Origin of the sequence: uncultured Tateyamaria sp., from assembly GCF_947494755.1 — a bacterium.
Classification (GTDB): domain Bacteria; phylum Pseudomonadota; class Alphaproteobacteria; order Rhodobacterales; family Rhodobacteraceae; genus Tateyamaria.
In genome coordinates, this window is record NZ_CANLVZ010000023.1 from 33,331 (window position 1) to 42,807 (window position 9,477).

9 protein-coding genes are annotated in these 9,477 nt (G+C 60.8%); 5 read left to right on the forward strand and 4 right to left on the reverse strand.

Annotated elements, in window-relative coordinates:
• Positions 1 to 3: 3 nt before the first annotated feature.
• The 3 genes from Q0908_RS19365 to Q0908_RS19375 all read right to left on the reverse strand — a co-directional run bounded on the left by Q0908_RS19365 (position 4) and on the right by Q0908_RS19375 (position 1,767).
• The gene (locus tag Q0908_RS19365) at positions 4 to 210 is read right to left on the reverse strand and encodes a twin transmembrane helix small protein (RefSeq protein ID WP_299288621.1); all 207 of its coding nucleotides are present in this window, start codon (positions 208 to 210) and stop codon (positions 4 to 6) included.
• A 74-nt stretch (positions 211 to 284) separates the two neighbouring features.
• Positions 285 to 1,115: an SDR family NAD(P)-dependent oxidoreductase gene (locus tag Q0908_RS19370; protein ID WP_299288624.1), complete on the reverse strand. Its 831-nt coding sequence runs from the start codon at positions 1,113 to 1,115 to the stop codon at positions 285 to 287.
• 58 nt (positions 1,116 to 1,173) lie between these two features.
• Positions 1,174 to 1,767 (reverse strand): SH3 domain-containing protein, encoded by a 594-nt coding sequence (locus Q0908_RS19375; protein ID WP_299288627.1) that lies wholly within the window; start codon positions 1,765 to 1,767, stop codon positions 1,174 to 1,176.
• 230 nt (positions 1,768 to 1,997) lie between these two features.
• Here Q0908_RS19375 and Q0908_RS19380 point away from each other — a divergent pair, with 230 nt between their 5' ends.
• From Q0908_RS19380 to Q0908_RS19390, 3 genes are read left to right on the forward strand one after another with little or no spacing between them, the layout of a single operon-like run.
• Positions 1,998 to 4,298: a DNA topoisomerase IV subunit A gene (locus Q0908_RS19380; RefSeq protein WP_299288647.1), complete on the forward strand. Its 2,301-nt coding sequence runs from the start codon at positions 1,998 to 2,000 to the stop codon at positions 4,296 to 4,298.
• Between the two features lie 41 nt (positions 4,299 to 4,339).
• Positions 4,340 to 5,521 (forward strand): DUF898 family protein, encoded by a 1,182-nt coding sequence (locus Q0908_RS19385; protein WP_299288630.1) that lies wholly within the window; start codon positions 4,340 to 4,342, stop codon positions 5,519 to 5,521.
• Positions 5,521 to 6,648 (forward strand): M48 family metallopeptidase, encoded by a 1,128-nt coding sequence (locus Q0908_RS19390; RefSeq protein WP_299288633.1) that lies wholly within the window; start codon positions 5,521 to 5,523, stop codon positions 6,646 to 6,648. The genes Q0908_RS19385 and Q0908_RS19390 overlap by 1 nt, the downstream gene beginning before the upstream one ends.
• Here the strand turns inward: Q0908_RS19390 and Q0908_RS19395 are convergent.
• Positions 6,645 to 8,009, reverse strand: coding sequence for a cytochrome P450 (locus tag Q0908_RS19395; protein ID WP_299288636.1), 1,365 nt, complete (start codon positions 8,007 to 8,009; stop codon positions 6,645 to 6,647). The genes Q0908_RS19390 and Q0908_RS19395 overlap by 4 nt on opposite strands.
• 115 nt (positions 8,010 to 8,124) lie before the next feature.
• Between Q0908_RS19395 and Q0908_RS19400 the strand changes: the two genes are divergently transcribed.
• Both Q0908_RS19400 and Q0908_RS19405 read left to right on the forward strand, forming a co-directional pair.
• Positions 8,125 to 8,730, forward strand: coding sequence for a hypothetical protein (locus tag Q0908_RS19400; protein ID WP_299288639.1), 606 nt, complete (start codon positions 8,125 to 8,127; stop codon positions 8,728 to 8,730).
• Positions 8,731 to 8,778: 48 nt separating this feature from the next.
• Positions 8,779 to 9,315 (forward strand): hypothetical protein, encoded by a 537-nt coding sequence (locus tag Q0908_RS19405; RefSeq protein ID WP_299288642.1) that lies wholly within the window; start codon positions 8,779 to 8,781, stop codon positions 9,313 to 9,315.
• Positions 9,316 to 9,477 lie beyond the last annotated feature (162 nt).

Here is a 9,477-nt window from a genome sequence, read left to right on the forward strand (position 1 = left end):
CGCTCATCCTCCGGTTTGTTTCAGGGCCACATAGGCCAGGATCAGCAGCACGGCCACAAATTGTGCCGCAATCCGGTAGCGCATCAACTTGTTCGAGTTGTCTTTGGCCCAACCCGACCCTTTGGCGAACCCGCCAAGGCCCAGCATCAGCACGACGACGACGGCGAGGCAGGCCAGAAGGATGAGAATGAACAAGGGGTCTTGGGCCATCTTGGGTGGTCCTTTTGATTACAGTCGCAACTGGACATAGCAGCCGGCGCGCAAAAAGCGACAATGGGATCAGGTTACGCTCGCGAAAGCACCCAATCGAGCGCCCGCGTGGGCAGCACGCGCCGCAACGCCGCCATGACATAGGTTGGTGTCGTGACAAAGTAGCGGGCTCGGGGGCGCGGCGACTCTATGGCGTGCCGCAGCTTTTTCACAACCGCTCCGGGGGGCAGCTCAAAGGTGTCTGGTCCGCTGTCTTCATAAAGCCGCTTGCGCAGTTTGGCGCGGTAATGTTCGACGCGCACCGATCCTTTCCAATCAATCCAGCGCTCGAAATGGGGGATCGAATTGGCCCGGATCTTGCTTGTGACAGGGCCGGGTTCGATAAGAATCACGTGGATCGGCGTGTCGCGCATTTCGACCCGCAATGTGTCCGTCAGCCCCTCAAGCGCGAATTTGGTCGCATTATAGGCCCCACGCCACGGCAGCGTGACAAAGCCCAGAACAGAGGAGCATTGAACGATCCGCCCGTGCCCCTGCGCCCGCATGATAGGGATGACTGCACGGGTCAGCTCGTGCCAGCCAAAAAAGTTGGCCTCGAAAATGGCGCGCAAGGCGTCTGTGGGCAAATCCTCAACCGCGCCGGGCGTGCCGAATGCGCCATTGTTGAACAGTGCATCCAGCGTGCCGCCGGTTTGTTCCAGCACCTCGCCGAGACCGGCGGTGATCGAAGCCGTGTCGGCATAATCTATCAGCGGGCTGTCAAAACCTTCGCTCTTTAGCCGCGCGCAATCTTCGGCCTTGCGACAGGACGCGAACACCCGCCAGCCTGCATCGCGCAAACCAGTGGCTGCCGCATATCCGATGCCGGATGAACAGCCCGTAATGAGAATGGATTTCTGTGACATCGCTGCGCCCTCGTCATATCAACGGGCGCAGTCATAGCCTAGAGCTGCGTGGATGCAATCAGCCTTCGCTCAGCAGGAAATCCGCCATCCAGCCCACCTGGCCGCCATTGATAGGACGCAACTGCACCCAACCGTTGCCGGGATCTTGCAGGATTTCGACTTCATCGCCGCGCACAAGGCTGTTGACCACCGAGAAGTCCGTTCCGGGGCCACCGCGTACGTTGACGCGACTACCGGTGACAGCGCGCACATCGACGTCGGCTGTGACAGGTGTCTCGTCGCGGTCGAAATCGACGGGTGTGATCGAGATTGCATTGCCGACAAGGCTTGGCAAAACGATTGTCGGGGTCTCGTCGCTGATCGCGTCCGCAGATGTCTCGACAACGGCTTGGATCACTTCGGCATTGCCAACGGCAGGCTCAGGACGTGCCACATCATCAACCGATGTCAGGTTCAGAGACACGCGGGTCACGTTTTCGGTCGCCGCAGGGGCCGCCGCAACGCGCACTGGCTCAAGCGTTTCCTCGACCACGGGTGCGGGCAACTCAATCCGTGCCTGACGCGTCTCAATCGGGTCAAAGTCGGCCCCGCCGCTCATCTCGTAAAAGGCCCATCCCATGAACACAAAACTGATAATAATGAACTTGCCCATCGTGCGAGTCCCCCCAAACTAAACTTTCTTGGTGCCACCTTGCAGCAGTGTAGCACACTACGTCGATAACAGAGCGGGCGATTCCCGCCAGTGGTAAAAGGGACTGCTGTTTCCCCCCAACTGCATTTTGTTGTGTCAGTGCAACGCGATGCGCATTCCAAAGGTTCCCGATTTTTGTTTGGGCCGCTTCAATGCTTGTTCCGCGTCATGTGGGCGGCTACACACCATCTATGTCAGAAACCGGAAATCCCCCCAACATGGACCTATCCGAGCCCCTCCGCCGCGCGTTGGGCGAGCGGTATCTGACATATGCATTATCTACTATCATGCACCGCGCACTGCCCGATGCCCGCGACGGGCTGAAACCGGTTCACCGGCGCATCCTGTTCGCGATGCGGGAATTGCGCCTTGCCTCGAATGGCGGTTTCCGCAAATCGGCCAAGATTTCGGGCGATGTGATGGGCAACTATCACCCCCATGGGGATGCGGCGATCTATGACGCGATGGCGCGTCTCGCGCAGGATTTCAACGTGCGCTATCCGCTCGTAGACGGGCAGGGCAATTTCGGCAATATCGACGGCGACAACCCGGCTGCCTCGCGCTATACCGAGGCGCGCATGACAGCAGTGGCCGAGGCGCTGCTGGACGGGCTGAACGAGAACGCGGTCGATTTTCGCGAGAACTATGACGGCACCCTGACCGAACCTGCCGTACTGCCCGCGCAATTTCCCAATCTGCTTGCCAATGGTTCGAGCGGGATTGCCGTGGGCATGGCCACCAACATCCCGCCTCATAACATCGCCGAGCTGTGCGATGCCTGCCTGCATCTGATCAAGACGCCGGACGCGCGCGATGACACGCTGCTGAACTTCGTGCCCGGTCCCGATTTTCCGACCGGTGGCATCATCGTCGAACCCGCCGACCAGATCGCGCAGGCCTACCGCACCGGCAAGGGCGGTTTCCGACTGCGCTGTCGCTACGAGGTCGAGGATCTGGGCCGTGGTCAATGGCAGATCGTTGTCACCGAAATCCCCTATCAGGTCCAAAAGTCCAAGCTGATCGAGAAACTGGCCGAGGTCATCCAGACCAAGAAAGTCCCGATCCTTGGCGATGTGCGCGATGAGTCCGCCGATGACATCCGCCTGATCCTCGAACCGCGGTCCAAGAATGTCGACCCGGACGTGCTGATGGGGATGCTTTATCGCAATTCCGACCTTGAGGTGCGCTTTTCGCTGAACCTCAACGTGCTGATCGACGGGGTCACGCCCAAGGTCTGTTCGATGAAGGAGGTGCTGCGCGCCTTCCTCGATTTCCGCCGCGAGGTGCTGATCCGCCGCAGCCAGCACCGCATGGAAAAGATCGACCACCGCCTTGAGGTGCTTGAGGGATTGATTGTTGCCTTCCTGAACCTCGACCGGGTGATCGATATCATCCGCTATGACGAGGATCCTAAGGCCGCGCTGATGCGCGAGGATTGGAGCAAGGACCATCCCCGCGCCATGACCGAGGCGGACTATGTCGGCCCTGGTCCGGGTGAGGGCGAGCTAAGCGATGTGCAGGCCGAAGCGATCCTAAACATGCGCCTGCGGTCGTTGCGTCGTCTGGAAGAGGTCGAGTTGCTGCGCGAGCAGGCCGCCTTAATGGAAGAGCGTGCGGGCCTTGAAGACTTGCTGGAAAGCGAAACCGTTCAATGGGCCGCGATCACGGATCAGCTGAAGCTGACCAAAAAGCAGTTCGGCAAGGACTGGCATGGCGGCGCGCGCCGCACCACCTTTGCAGAGGCTGGCACGGTCGAGGATGTGCCGCTTGAGGCGATGATCGACCGTGAGCCCATCACCGTCGTCTGCAGCGAAATGGGTTGGATCAGGGCGATGACCGGCCATATCGACCTGACCCGTGAGTTGAAATTCAAGGACGGCGACGGGCCGCGTTTCATCTTTCATGCCGAAACCACCGACCGGCTGGTCGTGGTCGGATCGAACGGGCGGTTTTACACGCTGTCGGCTTCAAACCTGCCCGGCGGGCGGGGCATGGGCGAGCCGTTGCGCCTGATGGTTGACCTGCCGAATGAGGCGCAGATCCATTCGATCATGACCCACAAACCGGGCCGCAAACTTCTGGTCGCTTCGACGGCGGGGGATGGTTTCGTGGTGCCTGAGGACGAGGTGATCGCGCAGACTCGCAGCGGCAAGCAGGTGCTGACGGTGCGCGGCGATACGGCGGTCGCGGTGTGCACACCTGCCGACGGCGATAGCGTGGCCGTGGTGGGGCAGAATCGCAAAGTGCTGGTCTTTGATCTCGAAGAACTGCCCGAGATGGTCAAAGGTAAAGGCGTGCGCTTGCAAAAATACAAGGACGGCGGGTTGTCGGACGCGACCGTGTTCACGCTGGCCGATGGGCTAAGCTGGCTGGACCCGGCGGGGCGGACCCGCACGGAAACCGATCTGGCCGAATGGCGGGGCAAACGGGCAGGGGCAGGGCGCATGGCACCGCGCGGGTTCCCCCGTGACAACCGGTTCACCGGGGATTGATATCAACGAGCACAACAAGAAGCAGGCAGGAGTGGGGCACTATGAGTTCGCAAATACAGGGCAGATATTTCGGGACCGGTAAGCCGTTGTTCGGGTTGTATTTCAAAACGGCAATTCTGACGATCTTGACCCTCGGCATTTACCGGTTCTGGGCCAAGACGCGCATCCGAAAATACATCTGGTCCGCCACCAGCGGGGATGGTGACAGTTTCGAATACTCGGGCACCGGGCTTGAGAAATTCCTTGGGTTCCTCGTCGCCATTGTGATCCTTGCGATCTATCTGGGGCTGTTCCAGTTGCTGCTGGCCTTCATCGGGATCAGTATCATTCCCGAAGACGACTCCCAGGCGGCGATTGCGGCCCAAGCGGTGGCGATCAACCTTTCGATCCTTGCGGTGCTACCGCTGATGTTGTTCGCGCAGTACCGCGCGCGGCGCTACAAGATGGCGCGCACGCGCTGGCGCGGTATCCGGTTCGGTATGGAAAAAGGGGCGTGGGGCTATGCTTTTCGCGCCTTGGGTTACATCTTTCTGACCATCATTACTCTGGGCCTTCTAAACCCGCTCGCGACGTTTCGTCTGGAAAAGTACATGGCTGACCGCAGTTGGTACGGCGACGCTCGTTTCGAGCAGATGGGGCGCTGGCAGGACCTTTATGCAGGCATGAAGCATGTCTTTATCGGGCTTGGGATCATCATTGCAGGTGTGGTTTTCGCCATCGTCACCGAAGGGGTCGGGATTGCGGGTGTGGCGGCGGTCATTGGCTATATCTGGCTGCTGATCGGGCTGATCTACTACCGCGTCTATGCCTTCAACTATCTGACCCGAAACAAGGTGCTGGACGAGCGAGTGATGTTTGACGCGCACCTTGAAACAGGTGCAGTCATCAAGATTTTCGTGGTCGGCACGATTGTGATCGGTCTGCTGATGGCCGTGATCTTTGGCATCATCGCGGGGATCGTCGCCTCGATGTCGAGCGCGATCATGGCCGGTACGGCGTCACCTGCCTTGTTCGTGGGTCTGGCCATTCCCTATGCACTTGCGTTCCTGATCGCGGGTGGTTTGTCCCTTGTGATGATCACGCAGCCAATGATCAAATACGCGGTCGAAAGCATGACGGTTTTGAATGCCGTCCATCTCGACACCATTCACCAGCGCGCGGCTGACACGGGGGCCGACGCCGAAGGGTTTGCGGACGCGCTCGATGTGGGTGGCGCGATCTGATGCAGTCCGTTGGCCGGTTCTTTGACGGAGAGTCCGGCCAGCGGCTGAGTGTCGATTTGTCGGTCGATACCGCCGCAGACACACTCAAGCTCAGCCATCCCGAACTGCCTATGGGCTCGCAATACTGGCCCCTGGTCGCGATCCGTGCCCTGTCGGATCATGCGCGACAGGACCAGCTTGTATTGTCCCTCAAGGCGGATGCGGCGCTTGACAGTGCGTTGATCGTGACGGCGCGTCTGACGGTGGATGACCCTGATATGGTGTCGATCCTGCGCCGCCTGTGTCCGGATATCGGGCGGGTCGACGTCCCCAAGGGTACGACAGGCCGGATTGCCAAACGCGCTGGCCTTGCAGTTGGGGCCCTGGTGCTGATGATCTTTGTCATCCTGCCTGCCATGGCCAACACGCTGGCCCGATTCATCCCGGTCGAACGTGAGGTTGCCTATGGCAAGGCCGTGGTGAAGCAGATGGAACGCTTTATGGGCGGGCGCGGCGATCAGGGGTTGACCTGCACCGGCTCCAAGGGGCGCGCCGCGCTTGATGCGATGATTGCCCGGCTCACCGATGCGGCCGATCTGCAATACGATCTCAATGTCAATGTGTTCGACCACAAGATGGTGAACGCCTTTGCCGCGCCCGGTGGCCAGATCGTGCTGATGCGCGGCCTGATCGAGCGGGCCAAGACACCGGATGAGGTGGCCGGTGTCCTCGCCCACGAGATCGGCCATGTGGAGGCGCGCGACACCACGCGCAACGCGTTGCGTGCCGCCGGATCTGCGGGGCTTTTGTCGTTGATCCTCGGGGATTTCGCGGGCGGCTCTGCGGTGGTCGTCGTGGCCGAATATACGCTCACCGCGTCTTACACGCGCGAGGCCGAGGCCGAGGCGGACGTTTTTGCGCTGGAAATGCTGAACGCGGCGGGGGCGGATGCGACGGCCTTTGCAACCTTCTTTGACAGCCTGTCCGAACTGGAGCGTCTCACGCCCGATTTGCCCGAATACCTGTCCACGCATCCAGAGCTTGTGGACCGGGCCGCCGCTGCACGCGCCTTTGCCCGTGACCAGGGCGTGACGACCCCGATTCTTGATGATGCGGAATGGGCGGCGCTGAAAAAGATCTGCACCTAGGCAGGTTCAGCCGTCAGCCACACGCCACCTTGTGGGCGCAGCGTCAGGATCATCACTGGATCCGGGTCGCGCCCCTCGACCGGTGTGAATTTGAACCGGCTTAGGAGTGTGGCCAAGATGATCACCGCCTCTTGCAGCGCAAAGGACGCCCCGATGCAGATGCGCGGCCCATCTCCAAAAGGCAGATAGGCATAGCGATCCACGGATTTGCGATCCGCGAACCTGTTGGGAAGAAACGCATCCGGGTCGTCCCACAACAGTTTGGAGCGTTGCAGCGCATAGATCGGAATCATGCAGGTGTCGCCGGGTCGGATTTCGTGGCCGCACAGAACATCACGTGCCATGGCGGTGCGCGACACGATCCCGGCGGGCGGATAAAGGCGTAGCGCCTCGTCAATGATCTGGCGGATGAAAGGTAGGCTGGCGACATCGTCCCCCGTCGCCGCGCGGCCTTGCAGAACGGATTGCGCCTCTGTGCGGGCGCGCTCTTGCACGTCGGGATCGAAGGCGCACAGGTACATCGACCACGCCAGCGTCAACGCGGTGGTCTCGTGCCCTGCCACGATAAAGGTCAACAGGTTGTCGCGCAGTTCTGCGGTGTTCATTTTGCGCCCCGACTTGGGGTCCTCGCCCTGCAACAAGAGATCGAGCAGGTCTGGTACACCCGCGGGGCCACGTTGCACGCGCGCATCGATTGCCTTGTCAGCAACAGATTTCATGTCGCGCATCGCCTTGCCCGACATGATCCGGCCCGGGCGAGGCACCCAATCGGGGGCACCCAAGACGTCGAACAGGGAAATCTTGCCAGCCTCCGAGATGTAATCCTCAATCGCGTTGTGGACGGTATCGCGATCGAACGTGTCGCCCCCCGAAAAGGTGACATCCGCGATCACATCGAATGTGGTGGTGACCATCTCATCCAGCAGGTTGACGGCCCGCGGGCCTGCGGCGGCGATCCGATCCCCACAGCGTGCGGCAGCAGATGTCATGATCGGCGACAGGTTCATCATGTTGCGGTGGGTGAACACAGGGGCCGCCGTGCGTCGTTGCCAGCGCCAATGCGCGCCCTCGGCGATGAACAGCGACTCGCCAATCGCGGGTCTGAGCAGGTTCTTCGTGACGATGGATTTGGGATATTGGTCCAGCCGGTCCAGCAGCATTGCGCGGATCGCGCCGGGGTCCATAATCATGTGCCAGCGCTTGCCGGTCTTGCCTGACACGATGGGTTGGGATGTTGCGACCTCGGGGATGATCCGCAACACATTGCTGCGCGCCATTTGCAGACTTTTGAACACCCCCCACTCTTCGTTGACGAGCGAAACACGCACGGGCAGACGCTTGGGTAAGGCGGTATCGGGCATGAAGGCAAGCTCCTCGGCTATGTCACATATATGCCGAGGGTCGGTGCGGGCAATTGCACCGGTGCCACACCTGCGGTAACGCTGCGGGCAGGAATGAGTTGTGGAGTGCGCAAGAATGATGCGACTGATGTTCGGCCTTGTGCTGCTTGGATTGCTTGGGGCCTGTGGCGGTGCCGCTGATCTGGAAGAGGCCCCCGTGCCCCTCGGGGATTTCCGGCTTGAGCACAATATCGTGGTGGCCAGCAAAGCGACCAAGGGCCCGCTCAGCCGGGACGCAAGCGAAGAGCAACTGGTCGAAACCGTCAAGGCGGCGATGGCGCAGCGCTTCGGGCGCTATCAGGGTGCCAGCCGCTACCATTTCGGCATCTCGGTCGAAGGCTATGTTTTGGCCCAACCGGGTGTGCCGCTGGTGCTGGCACCAAAGTCGGCGCTGATCCTGAATGTCACTGTCTGGGATGACGCGGCAGGTGCCAAGTTGAACGATGAACCCAAGCAGATCACCGTGCTTGAGACCTTCGGGGCCGGGTCGGTCATCGGGTCGGGGTTCACGCTGAACGCGCAGGAGCAGCTTGACCAACTCAGCCAGAATGCCGCCAAGGCGGTTGAGCGCTACCTTGTGAAACAACAGGCCGAAGAGGGGTGGTTCGTGCCCGACCCAGTTGACGGGACTGTTATCGGTACGCTCACACGACCCCTTCCTGAACCGGCGGTGGTCAACTAAGCTGGGACGATCCTTGTTCACAACATGCCCCAGAAAAGGTCCGCCCCTATGCTAGAGAATATCCGCCGTCTGAGCCTGATGCTGGTCCTTATCATGGTGGCGGCCTGTACGCAGCCGATGCTGCAGGATGGGACGCCGCAGACTTTTGTGGTGCGCGACGTAACGGTTGATGTAGCCTCGTTCACCGGTGTCACTGGGCGCGAAATCGCCGTCCCACCGGCGCAGGTTGCCGCCGACGTGAAGGCAGCACTTGAGGCGTCTCTGGCCCGTCCGGGACCCCAAACCGCAGACCTGCTGATCCAGCTGACCAGCGTACAACTGACCTCGCGTGGCTCTGCCGCGGCGTTTGGGGGCAACAGCCGGATGACAGCCGTGCTGAGCGTGCGTGATGCGGCCACCGGGGACGTGTTGATCGCCCCCACCCAAATCACCGGGTTCTCGGAATTTGTGCGCGTGCCGGGCGTGATCGGTGCCGCAACCAGCCCGTCGCCCGAAAGCGACTATCGCCAGACCGTCGATGGCTTTGCCGAGTCGGTGCGCAACCAGCTTTACGGTCCGGTCACGGGGACTGCCAGCGGCGCTTGATTTCCTGCCCAATCCGCAATACATGCCCGGCGATATCAAATCCCGGGCCATGTAGGCCCGCAGTCAGCTGAAGGGCATCTGAACACATGGCAAAGGCAAAGTTTGAACGTACCAAACCGCACGTTAACATCGGCACGATTGGTCACGTTGACCACGGCAAGA